Source organism: Aliivibrio sp. S10_S31, assembly GCF_014694495.1.
Classification (GTDB): Bacteria; Pseudomonadota; Gammaproteobacteria; order Enterobacterales; family Vibrionaceae; genus Aliivibrio; species Aliivibrio fischeri.
Window position 1 is genome coordinate 112,988 of the sequence record NZ_JAAUWR010000001.1, and the last position, 18,769, is coordinate 131,756.

The 18,769-nt window shown below is 41.4% G+C and carries 28 protein-coding genes; 24 read left to right on the plus strand and 4 right to left on the minus strand.

Annotated features, from left to right (window positions below):
- The first annotated feature begins 20 nt into the window (after window positions 1-20).
- The 6 genes from HC728_RS00545 (at window position 21) to HC728_RS00565 (ending at window position 2,006) form a co-directional block, all read left to right on the plus strand.
- Window positions 21-281 (plus strand): hypothetical protein, encoded by a 261-nt coding sequence (locus tag HC728_RS00545; protein WP_065595458.1) that lies wholly within the window; start codon window positions 21-23, stop codon window positions 279-281.
- A 121-nt stretch (window positions 282-402) separates the two neighbouring features.
- Window positions 403-1,212 carry a hypothetical protein gene (locus HC728_RS00550; protein WP_238933778.1) on the plus strand — a complete coding sequence of 270 codons (810 nt, stop codon included), beginning with the start codon at window positions 403-405 and terminating at the stop codon, window positions 1,210-1,212.
- A complete protein-coding gene (locus HC728_RS00555) occupies window positions 1,212-1,352 on the plus strand; it encodes a hypothetical protein (RefSeq protein WP_155661669.1) in 141 nt (46 codons plus the stop codon). Before HC728_RS00550 ends, HC728_RS00555 begins: the two co-directional genes overlap by 1 nt.
- A gap of 10 nt (window positions 1,353-1,362) precedes the next feature.
- Window positions 1,363-1,497 (plus strand): hypothetical protein, encoded by a 135-nt coding sequence (locus tag HC728_RS20275; RefSeq protein ID WP_255507667.1) that lies wholly within the window; start codon window positions 1,363-1,365, stop codon window positions 1,495-1,497.
- 5 nt (window positions 1,498-1,502) lie between these two features.
- On the plus strand, window positions 1,503-1,790 hold the full coding sequence (locus HC728_RS00560) for a hypothetical protein (protein ID WP_190394987.1): 288 nt from the start codon (window positions 1,503-1,505) through the stop codon (window positions 1,788-1,790).
- A gap of 24 nt (window positions 1,791-1,814) precedes the next feature.
- Window positions 1,815-2,006 (plus strand): hypothetical protein, encoded by a 192-nt coding sequence (locus HC728_RS00565; protein WP_190394988.1) that lies wholly within the window; start codon window positions 1,815-1,817, stop codon window positions 2,004-2,006.
- 18 nt (window positions 2,007-2,024) lie between these two features.
- On the opposite strand, the gene HC728_RS00570 is transcribed toward HC728_RS00565, so the two are convergent.
- Window positions 2,025-2,243, minus strand: coding sequence for a hypothetical protein (locus tag HC728_RS00570; protein WP_190394989.1), 219 nt, complete (start codon window positions 2,241-2,243; stop codon window positions 2,025-2,027).
- Window positions 2,244-2,354: 111 nt separating this feature from the next.
- On the opposite strand from HC728_RS00570, the gene HC728_RS00575 reads away from it, so the two are divergent.
- The 14 genes from HC728_RS00575 (at window position 2,355) to HC728_RS00640 (ending at window position 11,924) form a co-directional block, all read left to right on the plus strand.
- Window positions 2,355-2,648: a hypothetical protein gene (locus HC728_RS00575; protein WP_190394990.1), complete on the plus strand. Its 294-nt coding sequence runs from the start codon at window positions 2,355-2,357 to the stop codon at window positions 2,646-2,648.
- A gap of 6 nt (window positions 2,649-2,654) precedes the next feature.
- Complete coding sequence (locus HC728_RS00580) at window positions 2,655-3,641, plus strand: replication initiation protein (RefSeq protein ID WP_194687998.1); 987 nt, start codon at window positions 2,655-2,657, stop codon at window positions 3,639-3,641.
- 582 nt (window positions 3,642-4,223) lie between these two features.
- A complete protein-coding gene (locus HC728_RS00585) occupies window positions 4,224-4,427 on the plus strand; it encodes a hypothetical protein (protein ID WP_065595465.1) in 204 nt (67 codons plus the stop codon).
- A 162-nt stretch (window positions 4,428-4,589) separates the two neighbouring features.
- Window positions 4,590-4,826, plus strand: coding sequence for an ogr/Delta-like zinc finger family protein (locus tag HC728_RS00590; RefSeq protein WP_190394991.1), 237 nt, complete (start codon window positions 4,590-4,592; stop codon window positions 4,824-4,826).
- A 259-nt stretch (window positions 4,827-5,085) separates the two neighbouring features.
- A complete protein-coding gene (locus HC728_RS00595; protein WP_190394992.1) occupies window positions 5,086-6,282 on the plus strand; it encodes a DNA circularization N-terminal domain-containing protein in 1,197 nt (398 codons plus the stop codon).
- Window positions 6,279-6,506: a hypothetical protein gene (locus HC728_RS00600; RefSeq protein WP_065595469.1), complete on the plus strand. Its 228-nt coding sequence runs from the start codon at window positions 6,279-6,281 to the stop codon at window positions 6,504-6,506. The genes HC728_RS00595 and HC728_RS00600 overlap by 4 nt, the downstream gene beginning before the upstream one ends.
- A gap of 106 nt (window positions 6,507-6,612) precedes the next feature.
- Window positions 6,613-7,551, plus strand: a complete 939-nt coding sequence (locus tag HC728_RS00605; RefSeq protein WP_190394993.1) for a phage tail protein — start codon at window positions 6,613-6,615, stop codon at window positions 7,549-7,551.
- Window positions 7,548-8,069: a phage baseplate assembly protein V gene (locus HC728_RS00610; RefSeq protein WP_238933779.1), complete on the plus strand. Its 522-nt coding sequence runs from the start codon at window positions 7,548-7,550 to the stop codon at window positions 8,067-8,069. The genes HC728_RS00605 and HC728_RS00610 overlap by 4 nt, the downstream gene beginning before the upstream one ends.
- The gene (locus HC728_RS00615; RefSeq protein WP_065595471.1) at window positions 8,069-8,266 is read left to right on the plus strand and encodes a hypothetical protein; all 198 of its coding nucleotides are present in this window, start codon (window positions 8,069-8,071) and stop codon (window positions 8,264-8,266) included. Before HC728_RS00610 ends, HC728_RS00615 begins: the two co-directional genes overlap by 1 nt.
- Window positions 8,263-8,649: a phage GP46 family protein gene (locus tag HC728_RS00620; RefSeq protein ID WP_190394994.1), complete on the plus strand. Its 387-nt coding sequence runs from the start codon at window positions 8,263-8,265 to the stop codon at window positions 8,647-8,649. The genes HC728_RS00615 and HC728_RS00620 overlap by 4 nt, the downstream gene beginning before the upstream one ends.
- On the plus strand, window positions 8,646-9,698 hold the full coding sequence (locus HC728_RS00625; RefSeq protein WP_190394995.1) for a baseplate J/gp47 family protein: 1,053 nt from the start codon (window positions 8,646-8,648) through the stop codon (window positions 9,696-9,698). Before HC728_RS00620 ends, HC728_RS00625 begins: the two co-directional genes overlap by 4 nt.
- Window positions 9,680-10,147: a hypothetical protein gene (locus HC728_RS00630; RefSeq protein WP_190394996.1), complete on the plus strand. Its 468-nt coding sequence runs from the start codon at window positions 9,680-9,682 to the stop codon at window positions 10,145-10,147. Before HC728_RS00625 ends, HC728_RS00630 begins: the two co-directional genes overlap by 19 nt.
- Window positions 10,144-11,220, plus strand: coding sequence for a phage tail protein (locus HC728_RS00635; protein ID WP_190394997.1), 1,077 nt, complete (start codon window positions 10,144-10,146; stop codon window positions 11,218-11,220). Before HC728_RS00630 ends, HC728_RS00635 begins: the two co-directional genes overlap by 4 nt.
- Window positions 11,220-11,924: a hypothetical protein gene (locus HC728_RS00640; protein WP_190394998.1), complete on the plus strand. Its 705-nt coding sequence runs from the start codon at window positions 11,220-11,222 to the stop codon at window positions 11,922-11,924. The genes HC728_RS00635 and HC728_RS00640 overlap by 1 nt, the downstream gene beginning before the upstream one ends.
- A 36-nt stretch (window positions 11,925-11,960) precedes the next feature.
- Here HC728_RS00640 and HC728_RS00645 read toward each other — a convergent pair whose 3' ends face one another.
- A complete protein-coding gene (locus tag HC728_RS00645) occupies window positions 11,961-13,808 on the minus strand; it encodes an acyltransferase family protein (RefSeq protein ID WP_190394999.1) in 1,848 nt (615 codons plus the stop codon).
- Window positions 13,809-13,990: 182 nt separating this feature from the next.
- Here HC728_RS00645 and HC728_RS00650 point away from each other — a divergent pair, with 182 nt between their 5' ends.
- From HC728_RS00650 to HC728_RS00660, 3 genes are read left to right on the plus strand one after another with little or no spacing between them, the layout of a single operon-like run.
- Entirely contained in the window at window positions 13,991-14,224 is a 234-nt protein-coding gene (locus tag HC728_RS00650; protein WP_190395000.1) for a hypothetical protein, read from the plus strand.
- A 1-nt stretch (window position 14,225) separates the two neighbouring features.
- Window positions 14,226-14,618, plus strand: coding sequence for a M15 family peptidase (locus HC728_RS00655; protein WP_190395001.1), 393 nt, complete (start codon window positions 14,226-14,228; stop codon window positions 14,616-14,618).
- A gap of 10 nt (window positions 14,619-14,628) precedes the next feature.
- Window positions 14,629-14,973 (plus strand): hypothetical protein, encoded by a 345-nt coding sequence (locus HC728_RS00660; RefSeq protein WP_069594714.1) that lies wholly within the window; start codon window positions 14,629-14,631, stop codon window positions 14,971-14,973.
- A gap of 73 nt (window positions 14,974-15,046) precedes the next feature.
- Here the strand turns inward: HC728_RS00660 and HC728_RS00665 are convergent, their stop codons facing one another.
- The gene (locus HC728_RS00665) at window positions 15,047-15,985 is read right to left on the minus strand and encodes a phage portal protein (protein WP_190395060.1); all 939 of its coding nucleotides are present in this window, start codon (window positions 15,983-15,985) and stop codon (window positions 15,047-15,049) included.
- Window positions 15,986-16,026: 41 nt separating this feature from the next.
- Window positions 16,027-17,787 (minus strand): terminase large subunit domain-containing protein, encoded by a 1,761-nt coding sequence (locus tag HC728_RS00670; RefSeq protein ID WP_370539775.1) that lies wholly within the window; start codon window positions 17,785-17,787, stop codon window positions 16,027-16,029.
- Window positions 17,788-17,921: 134 nt separating this feature from the next.
- Here HC728_RS00670 and HC728_RS00675 point away from each other — a divergent pair, with 134 nt between their 5' ends.
- A complete protein-coding gene (locus tag HC728_RS00675; RefSeq protein ID WP_065595482.1) occupies window positions 17,922-18,752 on the plus strand; it encodes a GPO family capsid scaffolding protein in 831 nt (276 codons plus the stop codon).
- Window positions 18,753-18,769: the final 17 nt, after the last annotated feature.

Sequence of the window (18,769 nt, forward strand, 5' to 3'; positions counted from 1 at the left end):
AGATTAGAGGAAGTAGGATCATGACGAGCATAACAGCACTGACCGTTCTCTATAACGGATTACTTCAAGGTTACCAATTTCAAATCGAAGCAATGAAAGAGAATGGCATGCCTGACAGTTCCTTTCATTTCCGCTCTGAAAAAATGCGTGAAAACCTAACCAATCAGATCGGCTCTCTATCTCAAATGGCTTACGATCTTGGTGATCATGAGTTGGCATCTACGTTTCTATCTGTGGCTACTGAGTTCGGTAGTGACGCGGTCACACCTGAGCCTCTTTAAGTTGATGGCTGGACTTATGAATATCACCTTATCCAAAGTGTTCTGCACACTAATATTACTTTCATGCGCCATTACGTCGGCCTACCTCACATACTCTTTTATGTATGATTTGGGATCCTCTATGGGGATCGCATTCATTTTTGCACTAATTGGGATCACTCTCGATTTAGTAAAAACTGTCTCTCCTACTTTTATCCCTACGGTTGCAAGACAGAATTCATTCATTGCCTTACTACTTATTAGTTTGACCGTTGCATTAATGGCAATAAGCACCATCGCCTCTATTTCTGCTATTGAGAAAGGCGCGAACCAAATGACGATAACAACCAAGCAGAACGTCGCACTAACCGAGCAAATCAAATTCAAAAAACTGGAGTTAACTAACTTACAGTTACTTTCAAAAACACAATTGAGCGCAAACCAGATCACTAAAGCGGATAAAACGGCGCACGATGTATCACGCGTAACTGATGAATTAAATACGCTCTATCAGGTGCAATCAACCACAAAAGACACCTCCTTATTAAGCCAATACGACTCAAAAATTACCTTACTGATTGCTATCGCCATTGAGGTGGTTTCTGTCGTAATGGCTTTCACTTTGCATGCACTTAATACACTTGAGATAAGTGTAAGAAGTGTACCAAGCCCAATAAGTACAAGGGTTGAACCACCAAGTGTAAACCAGTCAACTCAACGTGTATTACCAAGTGTCAGTAAAGATAAAACACTTGAGGCGCACTTTGTAGCAAGTGTGCTCGATGAAATCAAAGACGCCATTTTAACTGGCACAGTTAAGCCCAGCTATCGAGGATTAAAAGCCGCTTTTGGGTTATCTCAAGAAAAGAGCAAACAGGTATTAAGCGCGCTGCATGAGCAGCAAATTTTAGAGCCATGGAATAACAATGGCTATCGATTGAGGACAACATAATGATGCAACGACAAGAATTTATCGCAAAGATGGCCATTGCTTATATGGAACACCATGGATGCTTACCATCAAGTGGGCATTTAGGTGATTGGTCTGCACTATGGGGAGCGATAACAGGTGAAGCGGGCGCAGCTCGCTAAGGATAAGTCAATGATGAGTTTAGAAGCTTTCTTAATAAAAATGGTGATCGCTTATACACAAAATCATCATTGCGCACCTGCTGAGTCACAACTACAAGGTTGGACTGAGCTGTATCACCATTATTTATCGAGACCTGCGAGGTAATACTAATGAATAGATCTCCTCTTAAATTATGCAGCGTGAAGTGGCACTACAACACGATTCTCTCTGCAAAGCGTCATGGTGATGTGATTCAAATTTACCAAGCAATGCGCTTTGCTATTGACGATCGTGGTTTTCGAGAAGCGTATGCAATTGCTGGGCGTGTTGAAGAGGTGCATAAACTGAAGCGCACTTTAAAAATGCATTGGCCACTGGAGACTCGATTGAAGTTATACAAAGCTGGATTTAGACGCGGTCATAAGCCGGATACGCCTTGGACGGTGTTTAATTCATAAGTACTGGATAAGCAAAAGGAAATAATGATGAAAAAACGAGATTTTTCACATCACATTTGGCGAGCGATTGAAGCGCAGGCGAAAACAATGGCGGATAACCTAGCGCGCGATAAAGCAATAAGCCTTTGTGATGATGACATTGCGCCTACAAATAAGTTTGAGTTAGAGCGATTGAATATATTAATCCGACTACTTGAAGAGCAAAGCCCTAAGTAGGGCTTTAAATATTAAGGTTTATTCATGTGCTTTTTTTATTTGTTCGATGTAGGAAGGCAGTTTCTTTAAGTGCTTTTCCAATCTGTTGGTGTCATGTGACGCAGAGCTTAAATCGGCATTAATAAGTTTAAGTGCAATGATCATTGCGTTCGTTGTGCTGGCTTTATCTTTCATTGCTGTTTCCATAAGTTTATCCATTGAACAGTTATCAAAATTATTGATTGTTATTTCACTCATAAGAGTTTCCTTTTTTGTTGGTAGTTGTGTTTCGAAGCTTGACTATAACAGAACGCCTGGCCCCCGTTAAGGGCTTCATTTTCAACGTTAAATGGTATTCAAGGTGGTTAAATGAAAACAACCCAACAGCTATACAAAGCTCTCTACTCGGCAATTCGTTCGGGTGGGATGTATGGGGTACACAAAGCATTTCAAAGTGCTATTGATGAGTGCGGCCTAACCTACGCTCTCGATCTTTCCTTTAAAGCAGAAAGAGTACATTGCCGACGAAATAGAGAAATATATCCTTACGGTAACTTGAATATACGACTGACTGCTTACAAATACGAAAAGCGACAAAAAGCAAAACAAGTAGCTATTTGCACTGATGATGATCTTGATCTTATTTGCTCAATAAGTAGATAACACAACGTGAGTAATGTGACGCATGTTAACGACAACAACAAACGCAGTGAGCCACCGCTTACTGCGCTTAGTCGTGCGTGCTCAAAAAATCACGCCATAGCCCCAACACCAGAGCTAAAAGCCAATCATTCACGTCGATGGGCCATTGCTCCAACTTGGCACCCTGCTGAGTCGTACAATAAAAACCAAGAAGTTATCCCTTACCAAGAGCGTAAACTCAAAGCCATTCCCACACTCAACCGTAAACTCTTTAATACCATTGAGAAGCACGGTGCATGGGTCAATGCAAAGTGGCCATGCCTGGTACACAAACTCATTGAAGCGGGTATGCGTAAACAGAACCTGGCATTTCGAAGTGATCATAAACAGAACATCGAGAACACCCTGCGCTGGATTGCTTATCACTCAGACGCCGTAACTGGGTGTATTAACGTGACTCGTTTATGCATCGAAATCGGCAAAGAGATCAATGTATCCAGTTCAACCATTTCGGTGATCATGAAAGAGCTTGTGGTTATGGGGATCTTATATGAACCAAAACACAGCAGTCATGCTATTCAGGACATACTTCATGATGGCCGTCTGCCAAGAACGCTATGTGCCACACCGCTGTATTATGAATTATTAGGTATCGGCGAAGATGAACTCGAACGCCTACGCGCATTTGAAACCCAACGTCGCCAAGCAGAGGCCGCCAAACGCTACGAGCAATACGATGCAGAGATTGCCTTAAAGACATACTGTCAAAGCAACATCCTGCGCGTGTGGGAGCACAGGCACGCTCAAACCAACTCAAGCTACACAATCAAGATCGCAGACATGGAGCCCGTCGCACGTCTAAGTTACATCTCCCGTAAATTAGTACAACGCATCAAGGCCAAAGACTGGGAAGTCAGCACAGATGTTGCCAACATCACCAAGATGGCCAACAACCTATTAAGCCGCATGGGCCTCTCCGTTAAACAAAGTACCCTCTCACCCACAACCTCTTAAACTTAGTCAACTTACCATACTCAGCACTGAGTAGGGACCACTGCAACCCTTGTATTTTACTGGTTAAATAATGCGCAACCCATCCACTAAAAGCGATCCTTTTATCTGAAATGGAGATCCTTTTTCGATCGTGTTTAGGTACTTATACACAGAGGTCGGAATAGCCCCAAAGTGAGTAAGGCCTAGCCCCTTTCTCAGTCCTGCTAATATTCTTTTTCTATTTGCTTCAAAATTTATTTACTTCCAACAATGAATTGTTGATATAAGTTCTTCCCCTTAATTTTTAATTAAGTTAGGAATACACAAGAGGTTTTCGTGGGAAAAATTAACGGGCCCCCAGCCAGCATTAAGTATCGTGGATAACACAGTCTTTTTGTGGGTACTTGCTGGCTGCGCTGATAGTGCTTTTTGTCATTCGACAGGAAAGAAAGTCACACTCTGATGGTCGCGAGGTAGCTTTATCGCTACGCGATGATTCTGGCAGAAAGAAAAAGTCGAAATTTAAGGCTCTGGAGATACTGCGCTCAATAAATAATCTTGATATTATTCCTAGGGATCCCCTAGAAATATAAAGGTTATAAAATGAAGCATGTATTTGTTGAATTACAGAAATCCACCTCACTCTCCAACTTCGCCTGCGCAGAGTACCTTGGCATCAGTGAAGCGTCTGTCCAGGACAGACGAAACGGAAGATACGAACCTAAAAAATGTGAGCTGATAGCGCTGGCCATGTATGGAACATCCGAGTTAGATAAGGCACTGAAATACATACAATCCCTCTCTTAAAAAAGCTCTTCTTATTGCTGTTTTTTGTTGAAAAATGCAGCATTCCCGCTCTCAAAATGGTATAATAAAAGCTTAGAATTCATAGTGTTAACCATTACATTACCCCTGTATTTTTATAGCAAAAATACAGGGTGTGAATGAAAGTTATGAAGGTGGCAAAGCGTGCTGATCATATGCCCAGATTGTTTAAGTAAAACTCGCATTGCAACATCCAAAGCAATCACCTCAAAAACACGAGAGCTCTATTGTCAGTGCCTGAATTTGAACTGCGGAAAAGTCTTTGTGTCGCACATCTCCTATTCACACGCAATAGAACCCACTGGAAAGAAACCCGATCCAGAGCTGCAACCTGAGTTGTGCAAGGACGCTGAGCAAATGGATATTTTTGATGAAAATTAAAATAATGAAAAATACATATTTTGCGAAAATGGCCTTTGCTTGGGATATAGCTCAAACGGACGCTTTTCGTCTTTATTATCAACGCTTTATAGGCTTGTGTTTTCTCTTAGCTTGTGTCCTCTCATTTTCGTTTTTTTACTGGGTGCAATTTTCGTGTGGAGGGGGGGGTGAGCCGACGCAAGCGCAAAGCGTGCCTCTTGGAGTGAGTATTTGCGAAATAGCAGAGAGTTATCATCTCTTATGGTGAGGAAGTAATATCGTGTGGGAAAAACAATACGAGCAAGGACGTTGGAACGGTCTTGCGCTGAACATACTCTCGACCTCGCTTGATGGCGGAAAGCGCTTACAAGTAAGCGATATCCCCTACGCTGACCTTCCTGATATTAAAGTCATGGGAAGTAAGGCAAACAACGTTGAAATAGAAATTGTTCTGGTTGGGAGCACCTCCCTTGTTGAGGCTAACGCTCTACTCGATAACCTGAACACCTCTCCTAGAGGGGAGTTAGAGCATCCCTGGCTTGGTGAGCTTTCTCTGGCCTTTGATGCATACTCGCAAAAAATCAGCACAAAACGAGGGCTAGTTACCCTTTCGCTTAAGTTCGTTCGTGATGCAAAAAAGCCAACGCTTTCCATTACAGATAACGCATCAACAAGCTCACTTGAGCAAGCTGATGTGGTTGAGGCGGTGTCTTCTGTGGAGTTTGCTTCAGATGTTGAGAATATGAGTATTGCAGAAACCAACACGCTGCAGTCTGATTTTACTCATCTCATTGGTGAGCTCACCGGCATTGCCAGTAGATTAAGTATTCCAAGTCAAATGCTCACCGCGATTAATCAAGAAATTAATCGCGCCTTAATGGCGATATCAAGCATCGCTAACGCCCCCTCACAATTTGCGGAGCAATTAAGTATCACTGTCGATAGTGTAGCGAGTGCTGTGCGCTCAGAGTCTGACTCAGTGAACCCTGCGGTAGATAACTCAAGAGCGGCGCAATCCTCAATGCTGGCGCTTATCGACGTAAACAGTCCAAGTGCACATTACAACATCCAGCTTGTCACAGCAGCATTAAAGATGAATAAGGACATAGAGCGCCTAGAGCAAACCTCATCGTTTGATGTACTGACTTGGTCAAAGCCATCTTCTGTAACCTTACATGACTTGGAGAGTTTGACGACTGAGATAGATGCACGCACTAATGAGGTAACCAGTATCTCTACGCTCGAGAGTGTTGCCTTGTTTGATGTTTTGATTGAGCTTAGAAAAAGCGTGGGTACTCAATACAGTAAAGTTGAGAAAGGCGCCAGACCACAGCGTTATATCGAACATCCTCGCTCTATTCCAGCACTCACGCTTGCCCAACAAAAAGGAAATTCTGCCGCCCTCATTGAAGCGTTAAATCCTCTACAGCATCCACTTTTTTTATCAGGAACAATTGCCATGAGAGAAATAAGATGAAGACACCCACAGAGCTCTTTCCTAAAGCAGAAAAACTTATTGTAGAGCTTGTTCAATACGCAGGTTGCACTTCAGCTAAAGAGCTCTCTAATGTGCTTGAGTTGCTGATGTCGACGTCTGCTCGAGGGATTGAGCGCTATGCTGGAAATGAACATGCACTCTTAGTGTGCCAAAGAACAACGGCTCACATAGAGCTTAATCCCGTTATCAATAAGGTGCATTGACTATGTTTATCACATCAGAGTGGCTACTCATCATGATGATAATTGCCCTCATCATATTACTTATCTATTTGCATTTATTTTAATTGCCTTATAAGTGAATACCTAAATGAAAAAGCTGACGCTATTTATTGACAATAAACCTGTGGTCTTTTTTAGTGCTGATATCACTTTCTCTATTGAGCAGCTAGCACACCAATTTAACTGCAGTATTAAACCAATGACGATAGAAGAGCCATTGCCGGTTGAATTTAAACTTGATGGTAAGCGTATTTTTATTGGCAGCATCGATACGGTGGGAACATCAACTACAAGCACTCAATACTCAATGGCAATTTCAGGTCGCTCCCTCTCAGCCAACATGATTGATTCATCCATCACGATGGATGCCGAATATGACCAACCACTCGATGTATTACTTCGCGCTGTGGCGAAAGAATTTGGACTCAGTGTAAAAAGTGATGTTGCGGCTTCTTCAATTAAAGTGGTGCCTGAGTTTCAAATTAATGCGGAATCCCCTGTTGATAATCTTGCTCAACTTATCAAAGAGCAAGGGTTTATATTGGTTGAGCGAGATGGTGTCCTGGTCATTGAAAATCCTGCGCATGCCGCGATGAATGGTGTTGTTCTTGAAATCGGAAAAAACATTGAAGAGTTAACCATTGATAAGAATTTTGCCGAGCTCTTTTATCACATTGAAGTGCAAGGTCAGTTAGATGATGCGCACGCGGTGGTGACGTACGCTCCCGCTAACACGCAGCGCCGTAAAGTCATTATCTCTGACCAATTACAAACCGCAGAGTCTTGTCAGACTCGCGCTGAATATGAGCGCAACTTGGCCATAGCAAAAGGATTATCCGTTTCCACCTCCCTCTCTGATGTATTTTTAGAGCTTACAGGAAACGCCATTAATCGCACGCTTCGTGTGATTGATGAAACGCAGGGATTCAATGAGATGATGCTCGTTAAGTCTCTTAGTTTATCAGTCAGTGAAAGTAAGGCGGATACGAAAATAGATTTATTTCGTCCATTTAAGGAGAAGACATGATGCTCGGGTTTAACCGGCTGATGAGTCGAATTAAAAACATGATCGTTATTGGTGGAGTGACGGGCAGTGACACGAAAATGCTGCAGATAAAAACCTCAACAGGCAAAACGAATGATCGCATTAAGCGATTGCACAACTATGGTTTTATGAGTCGGCCTATCGTAGGCGCGCGCAGTTATGTGCTGTTTCTAGGTGGCGTTCTTAGTCGCGGCGTTGCTGTCTGTGTTGAAGATGAGCGCTTTGAGATGGAACTCGCAGAGGGCGAAGTGGCCATGATGGACGATAAAGGTAATCTAGTTCACTTCACTAAAAATGGTATATCTATCACCTCGCCTGGTGCGGTTGAAATTAATGCGGCCAACGATGTCAAGGTAACCGCTGGGGGTAATGTGCTCGCTGAAGGCGCTCAAATCAAACTCAATAACGGTGCCGGTGTGGTGACGTGTGAAAGTATCTGTTCATTTACAGGAGGGCCTCATGTTGATGGTTCAAAAACCGTCTTTGCAGGTAAAGAATAATGCCAATAAGTAACAGCTCACTGAAAACAAAACTCATTAAAGAAATGAACGGAAAAGGCATGGTTACCGAGGGGGAATTTGCCAAAGCGGCCGATTTAGCGGAAGCCATCGCCAATGCGGTGGTTGATGAAATCACCTCCAATGCCCAGGTCGTAATTGATAAAGGAAGCTCTGCAGGGAGTTATAGCGTGTCATGAGTTATTTTAATTTGAATGCCCTAACCGCCCCAATGACGGATATTGAAGGATTAATTCATGCCGTGCTTCAAAGTGTACTAAATCATGCGAAGTCCACTCAAAATGATCGTGCACGCATGCAAAGTGAGGAGCTTGGTGGTTGTTGGAGTGATGAATTTGTTCATGGCGTCGGCTCTCGTGATTGGACACTTAAACGTGAGAAGGTAACGGAGCAAACTCGCCTTCGCGCGAAGCAATTTTATGAAGACGCTCTCGCCTGGCTTGTTGATGAGTCACACGTTAAGGCTATCAACGTTGATGTCTTTATCGTGTCTCCTAAAAAGTTAGGGCGTCGCGTCATTCTTACGCTTAATGATGGAACAACACTAAGGGTGATGACATGAGTACTCAACGAAGTTTGCAATCTCTGATTGATAGAGCAACGGCCACGTTAATCGCAAAAACAGGCCAACATAACCCTGCCATTGATGCTATCGCATGCGCCATTGCTGGGGTCAGTTATGGTCAGTACGGCTATCAAGATCAACTCTTTCGAGAATTAAACCCTGAAACCGCCTCTGAGCCTTGGTTGTATCTGCATGCTGAGCGCCATGATGTACCCCGTCTGCTGCCTGCATTTGCTCGCGGTCCTGTGCAATTTGAACAATTAGACGGTGTCGTTGAGATAATCAAAGGCACCTTATTGGTGGATGCCACAGGTAATCAATACCAAACCATTGAAACTCAATACAGCAATGAAGCGGTGGAAGTCATCGCATTAGTCTCTGGCGTATCTGGGAATTTACCCAATGGTGCAATCTTAACCCTATCTAAAGGGATAAGCGGTATTAACCCAGATAATGTGTTGTGTCTGGGTTTTACTGGTGGGAGCAACATCGAGGATATTGAACACTGGCGTCAGCGCATCTGCACCGCCTTTAATCAAAGCCAAGAAGTGGGTCGACGAGAAGATTATGAAAACTGGGCCCTCTCCGCTCACTCTGATGTGGATTTTGCATGGGCACTTGATAACACACCTGAGCGTGGCATGGTTCAAGTCTATATTGGTGCAAGAGAAAATGATCCGACCCTTTCTTTTGACATCGTCAACATCGTACAAACATTCATAGATAAAGAGCGATTAGCGGGTTGTCATCCCATTGTTGGCTTACCCACTCATAAAGCCATCGATGTTGAAATTCAAAATGTTCAAGACGAACAAATTCGAGCGGACATTATCGTTGCACTCCAGGATTTATTTAAAGACAAAATGGGGCAACGTGATGAGTCGGTAAATCCACCAAAACAAGTATCGATTACCCCTACTGAAATTGTGCTGGCCATTGCACCGATTACCAGTAATTACATCGTTAAGCAGCCAACCGAAGAGCAATTTATTAGTGATAGTGAAATTCATGTTTTAGGGGAGGTGACATGGACACCTCTGACTTAATTGTGGATCACAGTGAAGCCGATTTTGCTGATGCTATCCGCAGCCTATTGCCCCAAGGGGATTACTGGCAAGAAGCGGATAATGCCGAACTCACTAACACCATTTTAGGGATGGCCGCTGACTTTAAAGTGACCAGTGATGAAATTCAATTGGCACTGTTAACGGATTTTAATGAAAGCTTATTTGGTTGGAAGCTCAGCGATTATCAAGCATTGCTGATTAGCTCAGGTGGGCAAGGTGTAGTGAGTGATACACGAACTAAACCCAACTTGATTTATGTATCACTTGCCTCGAATGATCGGTGTGAAAAAGCGTGGTTTGAATTTGAAAAAGTGCGTCTTCCTCATACTGAAATTCAGTGGATATATAACTGCACTATTAATGTTTACACTCAAGTCGCTAACGCAAGACACACTCGAACTCTTTATCAACATGAGGTCACTCAATGAGTTTATTAATTACAGATGCAGGCATTGCTGCCTCAATTGAAGCCGAAGCACTTGGTGTCAATTATAAAATTACGCATATAGGGATTGGTCTTGATGGGTATGTACCAACGCCAGAGCAAACGCAATTAAAAAATGAAGTGGCGCGAGAAGCACTGAGCCGCGGCTCAGTTCCTGCGCTTGGTCAGTTGCATTTTGAAGCGGTGTTTTCAGGAAACACTTCTTTTGATGGTAAAGAAATTGGTTACTTCTTAGAAGATGGAACTCTCTTTGCGGTTGATAGCCGTGATGGTGAAATCATGTCTTTAAAGCGAAGTAATACCATTATTACTGAAGCGTTTGAGCTTAACCTTGCAGGCTCAAGCATTAAAAATATTACGGTTGAGCTAATGGGTGCTCCCTATGCCACTGAAGAATTAGCCGGTATCGCAAAAATCACGACAATAGATAAAATGAACAGTGATGATGATGAAACCATTGTCACCCCTAAAAAGCTGAAAAATAACACCGCAACAGATGACGATATTGATACTGAATCACATGAGTCTAAGTTCATTCAATTACCGCAACTCTGGCGTGGAATACAAAAGTTTGTTTTAGACAAATTATGGCTCCCATTAGCAGAGCTTATTTATCCGGTTGGCTGTCCTATCCCATACCCAGCAGCAGAAGCGCCGCCTAAATTTATCGCCTATATCGGCCAGTCTTTTGATAAAACCGTATTCACTAAATTGGCGGAGCGTTTCCCAAGTGGCGTAATGCCTGATATGCGAAAAAATTACATTCGAGGTTTAGGGGAAGGAGAAACGCCTTTATCCATTAAAGAGCAATCCGTTCAAGCGTTGGGTTTCGAAGGTAAAGAAATGGATACTCACCAACATTCAGCAACATTTAAAGGGGGTAATGTTGCTAGTGGGGGAAGTAGTGGTTTCTATATGTCATATCAACAACAGTGGTCACAAACTCAGAAAACATCACCTGTATCAGCTGGGACACCAGACGGTATTATTACTGGCACTGGTGATGAAACTAACCCTAATTCGGTTCGATGGTTGTACATAACGAGGGCAGCATAATGAATTTTTCAAACAAAGACAGAATCGCTCATTTATACCACTTTGATGAGAGTGGTGAGTTTACTCATGATGGTTCAATGACAATTCGAGCCCATATGGGGCTGCCTGCTCAAAGTACAGAAATCGCCTTACCAAAACACAATAAAGCGCTTGAGCGTTGCTATTTTATTGATGGTGCTTGGGTTGTCACTTCATTGTTTATTGGCCGATTTTATTGGGATAAAAAAGCGCAATTACATTGTATTCACTCTTATCCTCAAGAGTTACCTGAAAGCTATTCTTTAATTGAGCCACCAGAGGCGAATAAAGGATTTGTGGTTCAATTAGTTGATGAAAAGTGGTGCCAAATAGAAGATCATCGAGGTCAGTTAATCTTTGATTGCAATGATTGTACTCAATATGAAGAAGTCGAAAAAGTTGGCGAGATAAAAGAAGGTTTTACTCTTAGTGAGCCATCAACACTTTTTGATGAATGGATTGATAATCAATGGGTGACTAACCAAAGCAATAAATACATTGGTGATTTTAATCAAGTGGATGAAACAAGACGTGATTTATACAGCCGAGTTTGTGATCCTCTTTTTGCTGAGGCTCGTGTAAAGCGGATGCTGGGATGCGAGCAAGAAGCAATAGACATAGAAGGGCAAGCTCTGGCAGCAAGAGAGCAAATTCAACTCGATAATCCCTACCCTCAATTCAATTAAAAAAGCGTGGTTATTTAGACAATAACCACGCTTTTTTTAAAATATATATTTAATCTTTTTTGAGTACCAACTATTCATATGACAACAATCAGAATAATAAGGTAAATAATCATTACTTATAGTCTTACACTTCCCATCTGAACATAAATAATTTAACGGGTTTATTTTATTAATTTCATTCGATGCTAGGATTGGATTAATTAAGTTATAATACCATTCATTACTATTCTCTATCGTATCCTTGCTAACATATTGTTCATTGCCCTCTCCATTAATGATTATAGTTTCAATATAGTTTGGAGAAAACTTATAATTCGTAGGATGTGGTAGAATAAAATAGACATCATCTGTATTGTTCTTTAATTGCGTTAATAAAACATTTATTTTATCTGTGATAATTTTTCTACCAATATCACTTTCCAAGGGGTATACATTACCATCAACGTTTACATTATATTTATTAAGATATGAAGGCCAATTACCTCCGATTATTATTTTAGAAAATTGCCTATCATTTAAAACGGTTTCAATATCATTCATTTTTTTGCATTTGTTCTTAGTATCACTAACGCCAAGGATAGGCATGCATCCCCCTTCAGTGTAAAATAATGAATTAACTTCATTATGAACAATTGCTGTTGGATAATATTGCTGAATAAAACTATCGCCAATAAATAAAACTGTCTCACTAGAGTTGTGATTAACCATGACTAAATTAGTTTCAGTATCAATTGAATAATTGTCGTGAGGGAATACATGATTTCCATCAACTGCTTCTTTCATTCTTTCAATTAATGAGACTTTTTCAGGGTACCGAACATTAATGAGGCCATTACTGCTTTTTATATATACAGATAAAAAATACACGATAATAATTAAAGTTATCGTTACAATTAATCTTCTATTAATTTTTACTTTTTCAATAGCAAAATATGATATAGCCCCCATAATTATTGATGCAAATATCCCTAAGATTATATTAAGATAACCATTTAAACCTTCATTATAGAGATAAACAACAATTGGCCAATGCCATAAGTAAATAGAGTACGACCAAAGACCTATATTCTTAATGAAAATATTATCATATACAATGCTTTGTTTGTTAGATAAAAGAATAAATAACGTGCCAACTGTTGGTAATATCGCAAAATAGCTTGGCCAATACATAGTGTCATTCACATATAAGACTGATAAAATCAACAACCCCCAACCAATGGAGTTTAAGAAATTAAACCTCTTATCTTTATAAAAATATGCTAATGACCCTATTAACAACTCCCAAGTTCTGCTCGGTAAAGTGTAATATGCAGAGTTGGGTATCTTTAACGCCATATAAACAGATAATGAAAAACCTAAAACGATCAGTGCCAATATTATTTCTTTAATTTGCTTTTCAAGTTTCAATTTTATTATTGATAACAACAAAGCAGGGTATAGAAGATAAAACTGGAACTCTACTGATAACGACCATGTATGTAACAGCCATTTTGATTTTGATTCTGAATCAAAATATCCAGACTCTCTATTATAAGTTATATTAGAGATAAATGTTATACTATCCCTAATATGCTTTCCTAATTGCTCATAATCAAAAGGAACTAAGTAAAACCATCCAAAGATAATAAGAACAAGACATAAGATAGCTAAAGGAGGGACTATTCTAGTTAATCTTGATGAGTAAAAGTTACCAATTGAAAAGGTATTATTACTCATACCTCCAAGAATAATTGAAGTCATTAGAAAGCCAGATATAACAAAAAAGATATCTACCCCAATAAAACCACCATTTAATAAGCCTGGTTTAAAATGATATATTACGACAGATATTACAGCAAACATTCGCAATGCATTAATATCTTTCCTGAATTTATTTGCGCTCATTTATTTACTTTTAATATGGGTGATACATGTATTTTATATGAACGGTAATTACAAATAAATTATATATTTTCCTTATTGAGAATATAATTAGGTTTTCTATATATCCAATGTAGAAAACACACCGTTGCCCTCTCTTTTTTACGCGCGATACACTGCAATCAAATCCATCATTTAAGTTTCGTATGTCTGAAAAAGAAATCGCACGTATTGATGTCTCTATTAATGATTTAACCAAATTAATGCGAGAGCAAAACAGTGCGTTAAATAAAATTCTGGTGACCCTCACCAAAACCCAAACCATTCAACTGGCGGACTCAAAACGCATCGATAAACTTGAGTCAGATAAGACCTGGTTGATTCGACTTATTTTTGGCTCAATCATCGCGATAGCGTTTGCTGCAATTAAGGTAATGTAATATGAATAAATTCAGCCCAATCAGCGCAACTCGTTTAGCAAGTTGCCACCCACAACTGCAGGCGGTATTCACTAAAGTATTGGAGGTATGTGATTGCTCTATTCTTTGTGGCCATAGAACTGAGCAAGAGCAAAATGCCCTACCAAGTACGAATACCCAAGTTCGCTTTCCTAATAGCAAACATAACTCAATACCCAGTAAAGCGGTTGATGCGACCCCTTATCCATATGATGAAGACGACAGAGAGCGCTTTAGCTACTTTGCAGGACTCGTCATTGGTATCGGTGCATCAATGGGTATCGCCATTCGTTGGGGCGGAGACTGGGATAGAGATAATGAGCTCAAAGACAACGGTTTTGATGACTTAATGCATTTTGAATTAGCGGATGAGTAAGGAGTCTCTCATGGGGTTATTTAGTAAAATTTTTGGCAGTGACTCTGCCATAAAATCGGGAATGGATTTAATTGCCAATACTGGAGATGCACTCGTGTTTACCGATGAAGAGAAGTCAAAACAAAAAATAGAGCTGCTTAAAGCGTATGAGCCATTTAAGCTTATTCAGCGTTTTTTGGTGCTTCTGTTTTGCGTGCCTTATGTACTCTTTTATTCCATTGTCATTATCGGCGAGCTTTATGGGTATGATTTCAAAAATATCACACCAATCATTAACGATGCCTTTCAATATCCTGTACTTGGCGCTGTGGGGTTATATTTAACGGGTGGATTAATACCCAGCAAATTTCGGTGATCTCATTTTTACCTAAATTCATACATAGTCTCAGGAGACTATGTATGAAATTAAGTAAAAATGTCATTGATTTCTATTCAGCAGGCTCTAGGCTTGTGTACTCCTCAATGGTAACAATGTCCATCCCAACAAACTCATTAAGCTCACACACGGATTCTAAAAGTGGCACCAGTTCTGTTTTATAAAACACTCTGTCCACTTTGTTTAAATCCGCACTTGAAGTAAATCCTTCTCGAACAATACTCATCAACTCCAATGGAATTCGATGACTGGCCAATACATCATTGGTCGTCATGCTTTTTACGTTCTTAAACCCATCCTTGGCTTCCACCTGTCCAATAGGGGTTAATTCTGGCGCTTTGGCATCTTTGCCCTTTCCATTGATAAATAGATTTTTAAATGCGCCAAGCCCTCCTGCTTTTTTTAAGGTTGCCTTAATTTCATCCTCTTGCTCAATGGTTAGATTTGAGTCGTTCATATACAGCAAGTAGCCAGCATGAGAGCCATTGATATAGTAGCGACGACGAAATAAGGTCGCGTCTTCATTCAGCCAGATAGAGCTCAATGCCCCAATGTATTGCGGCATGCCATACACTTCCTGGCACACATCGTATTCACCAAGATGAAAGACTTGCCCTGGCTTATAATCAATTCGTCCCTCATCACTAAACGCTCTTGGTTTGTAGGTATAGGCGTGTATGTTTTCTTGTCTTCGCATATACAGAGCAGGTAAGTGCTTAATCGCCGTTACCTCTCCAAGGCGATTGCGAATAATGCGTAAGTACCCATTACCAAAGGTTAAAAAGTCACTCAAAAAACGCTTATAGTCACGTCGTTTAATAAGGGCAGATAAGATGCTTGAGCTCGATGCCATATTACTTTTTACATACAACGCAGAGCCATGCACGGGATTGGCGCGCACCGCTTTGGCCAGTGTATCCAAAGGGATGGGTGGCTCATACAACCCATCCACTAGGGCAACTTCCATATAGCTGAGAATATCGCAGCTCATGACACTTTCAGGGGTAGAAAACTCTATCAAAATGACCTCTCTTATGAGAATGAAACTGTCGTTGTATCGTCACGCAAAATATCAATGGGCTCCCAATGCAATACATGCATGGCTGCCCACGCTAAGTCGGCATGAGAGCCGACTTTACTGCGTGCAGAAATAAAGGTGATTTGGTTACTTTTCGCGGTGGTTTGTTGGCGTATCATCAAGAAAGAGTGCACCAAATCATCCCACTCATCATCAAACTGAAGACGACCCGCATTGATGATTTCTCGCGCTTTATACGCCATTACCCGCTTCATCTCAGGAGAGTAATTAACTTCAGTCAGGCTTGGGTAAAACTTTCGTACTAATTCAGCGGTAGCGGTGCCCACACCACTGATGTCCATCTCCAAATGCACCACGTTGTATTTTTTAGTGATGTCCTCAATGACTTTCGCCTGGGCTTCATAACTGGAGCCTTTTAATCGCACTCGCTCAATAAATCGAAATACGCCCCCTTTTCGCTTGGGTTTTAATGACACAATCAATCCAGCATCATCCGCGTTCTCACCTTGACCACCGCCTCGAGGATCGTATCCAACCAGCACTTCTTGCTGTCCTACTGGATGCAGTGCATCGCTATTCACATCCTTCCATGCAGAGGTATCCGTCTTACAGGCAAGCAACGCCTTAATATTAAAGAACGAAAACTTATCATCCAAAAAGACACAACGAAGCAAGTTATCAAACACCGCTTTATCTGGGTATTTACGGTGCAACTTGTCCATATTAAAGAACGTTGCCCCACGCTCTATCGCATCGTCCACGGTGATCATTTGACGGAAAATACCATCAGCACCTAACGCCCCATTCTTAAGTCCCTTATGACTGATATCAATGTTGAGCTCTTTGGCACCAGACCATTTTGGATACGCTTCATGCGCCGTACTTGAGGCAGTAGAGAGATACGTGGTGCGATACTGCGATTGGATAGACATGCCACCGGCATAATCATCCAATTTTTGAAAGCCTGGGATCCAAAACACTTCATCGTAATACATGTGGCCATTAAAGCCTTGGCTAGTAAATACGTTGGTTGACATGAAGTGAAGCTCGGCACCATTACTTAACATGATGCTGTCTTTGCCTTTTAAATCCACATCGCCAATTTGCAGTGCAAACTTTCGAATGTAGTTTTTGAATATCTCGGCTTGTTTGCGCGAGGCTGAAATGAAGATCTGGTTTTCACCATTAATTACCGCATCTTCAAACGCTTCAAAAGAGAAGTAATCACTTAACCCAATTTGGCGCGATTTAAGATAAAAACGCGTTTCATTAATCTCATCGTTTTCTTTATGAGCGTGGATCTCTTTTTGATACTGAAAGTATTTCTTCTCATAAAACTCACGCAGCATCTCTTTGGTAATACCTGAGATGTCGTTTTTGACTTTATTGCTTGGTCGACCGCGTTTTCTACCAGAGCCGCCGTCTTGTGGCGTGTGTTTTTGACGCTGCGCTTTCGCATCGCGTTTATGCTTTTGCTCAAGCAGCATCTCCAGCTCTTTGAGTTGAGCTGAGTGCTTATTATCAATCCACAACAAGTAGGCAATACGCTGACGAAGCATGAGCTCAACAGGGGAATCATCACGCATCTTTTTCCAACCAAACTTGGATATCCATTGCTGAACGGTGCGAGGGTTAATATCCAGCGCTTTGGCAATCTCTTCGGTTTTGTACTGACGCAGATAATACCCAAGGGCACATGTTTGCTCTTGGGTGTATATCGGTTTTTCAGGTTGGCTTGGGGTTGTCATCTTCATCAGTGCAGTGTGCCGCAACTGGATGCAGCTCTCAGCTTCCCCCTTTTCTATATCGCCATTTTAGAAATGACATCAATACAAAAAGACAAATGGGTTCGCTAAATTAGGCTCAGCAATTACAGGAGATGAGCCGAATGTTTCAATCAGAGCCAATTTGTATATTAACCGCAGGTCCCACCATTGATGGGCGCTTTATCGAGCAACAAGTCATCGATGACATGGCCGAAACTTACGATCCAAAAGTATATAACGCACGCATCAATGAAGAGCATTGGTCATGGGGGCCGAAATACGGCTCGGTACTTTCTGTTGAAAAGCGAGACAACACACTATGGGCAATCCTAAAGCCCAACTCTGCACTGCTTGCTTCTGTTGAGAAAGGTCAACTGTTACATAGCTCAGTCGAAATCACCCCAAACTTTGCTGATACCGGTAAGAGCTATTTATCAGGACTGGCGTTAACGGATGATCCTGCTTCGCTAGGCACCACTGAGATCCATTTATCTGTCGACTCTCAAGAAAAGGGGATCGCCTTCTTTAGCTCTGGGGCTACGGTAGGCAAAGAGCTCATTGAACATCAAGTACCAGATAAATCGGATGACATTGGACTGTTGAAAAAAATTAAACAGCTGCTCAGTACAAACACTGAAGCCGCTTCCTTTTCCAAATCAAAAGAGAACCCTCAAATGGATGAAGAAATCAAAACACTATTGACGGCGCAAGCAACACAAATTACGGCCTTAAGTACTGGGTTAACTAAATTAACCTCAGTGGTTGAAGCATTAAGTGCAACTGATGAAGCGCCTGAAGTTGAAGAGCCCGATACTGAAGAGAATACCGCGTTATCTGAAAAAGTGGATGAGCTGTCCACCAAATTAGATGGCCTGGTTGAAAAGCTCAGCAACGTCACCGATGAAGAAGCGCGCGAGTTGGCAGGTTTGAGTGGTGAAGAGCAATATCTATAACCCTTCACTCCCCCCTC

Coding starts and splice junctions, on each gene's coding strand:
- HC728_RS00545 (WP_065595458.1), top strand. CDS start 21: ATGACGAGCATAACAGCACTGACCGTTCTCTATAACGGATTACTTCAA.
- HC728_RS00550 (WP_238933778.1), top strand. CDS start 403: ATGGGGATCGCATTCATTTTTGCACTAATTGGGATCACTCTCGATTTA.
- HC728_RS00555 (WP_155661669.1), top strand. CDS start 1,212: ATGATGCAACGACAAGAATTTATCGCAAAGATGGCCATTGCTTATATG.
- HC728_RS20275 (WP_255507667.1), top strand. CDS start 1,363: ATGATGAGTTTAGAAGCTTTCTTAATAAAAATGGTGATCGCTTATACA.
- HC728_RS00560 (WP_190394987.1), top strand. CDS start 1,503: ATGAATAGATCTCCTCTTAAATTATGCAGCGTGAAGTGGCACTACAAC.
- HC728_RS00565 (WP_190394988.1), top strand. CDS start 1,815: ATGATGAAAAAACGAGATTTTTCACATCACATTTGGCGAGCGATTGAA.
- HC728_RS00570 (WP_190394989.1), bottom strand. CDS start 2,243: ATGAGTGAAATAACAATCAATAATTTTGATAACTGTTCAATGGATAAA.
- HC728_RS00575 (WP_190394990.1), top strand. CDS start 2,355: ATGAAAACAACCCAACAGCTATACAAAGCTCTCTACTCGGCAATTCGT.
- HC728_RS00585 (WP_065595465.1), top strand. CDS start 4,224: ATGAAGCATGTATTTGTTGAATTACAGAAATCCACCTCACTCTCCAAC.
- HC728_RS00600 (WP_065595469.1), top strand. CDS start 6,279: ATGAAGACACCCACAGAGCTCTTTCCTAAAGCAGAAAAACTTATTGTA.
- HC728_RS00605 (WP_190394993.1), top strand. CDS start 6,613: ATGAAAAAGCTGACGCTATTTATTGACAATAAACCTGTGGTCTTTTTT.
- HC728_RS00610 (WP_238933779.1), top strand. CDS start 7,548: ATGATGCTCGGGTTTAACCGGCTGATGAGTCGAATTAAAAACATGATC.
- HC728_RS00615 (WP_065595471.1), top strand. CDS start 8,069: ATGCCAATAAGTAACAGCTCACTGAAAACAAAACTCATTAAAGAAATG.
- HC728_RS00620 (WP_190394994.1), top strand. CDS start 8,263: ATGAGTTATTTTAATTTGAATGCCCTAACCGCCCCAATGACGGATATT.
- HC728_RS00625 (WP_190394995.1), top strand. CDS start 8,646: ATGAGTACTCAACGAAGTTTGCAATCTCTGATTGATAGAGCAACGGCC.
- HC728_RS00630 (WP_190394996.1), top strand. CDS start 9,680: ATGGACACCTCTGACTTAATTGTGGATCACAGTGAAGCCGATTTTGCT.
- HC728_RS00635 (WP_190394997.1), top strand. CDS start 10,144: ATGAGTTTATTAATTACAGATGCAGGCATTGCTGCCTCAATTGAAGCC.
- HC728_RS00640 (WP_190394998.1), top strand. CDS start 11,220: ATGAATTTTTCAAACAAAGACAGAATCGCTCATTTATACCACTTTGAT.
- HC728_RS00645 (WP_190394999.1), bottom strand. CDS start 13,808: ATGAGCGCAAATAAATTCAGGAAAGATATTAATGCATTGCGAATGTTT.
- HC728_RS00650 (WP_190395000.1), top strand. CDS start 13,991: ATGTCTGAAAAAGAAATCGCACGTATTGATGTCTCTATTAATGATTTA.
- HC728_RS00655 (WP_190395001.1), top strand. CDS start 14,226: ATGAATAAATTCAGCCCAATCAGCGCAACTCGTTTAGCAAGTTGCCAC.
- HC728_RS00660 (WP_069594714.1), top strand. CDS start 14,629: ATGGGGTTATTTAGTAAAATTTTTGGCAGTGACTCTGCCATAAAATCG.
- HC728_RS00665 (WP_190395060.1), bottom strand. CDS start 15,985: ATGAGCTGCGATATTCTCAGCTATATGGAAGTTGCCCTAGTGGATGGG.
- HC728_RS00670 (WP_370539775.1), bottom strand. CDS start 17,787: ATGAAGATGACAACCCCAAGCCAACCTGAAAAACCGATATACACCCAA.
- HC728_RS00675 (WP_065595482.1), top strand. CDS start 17,922: ATGTTTCAATCAGAGCCAATTTGTATATTAACCGCAGGTCCCACCATT.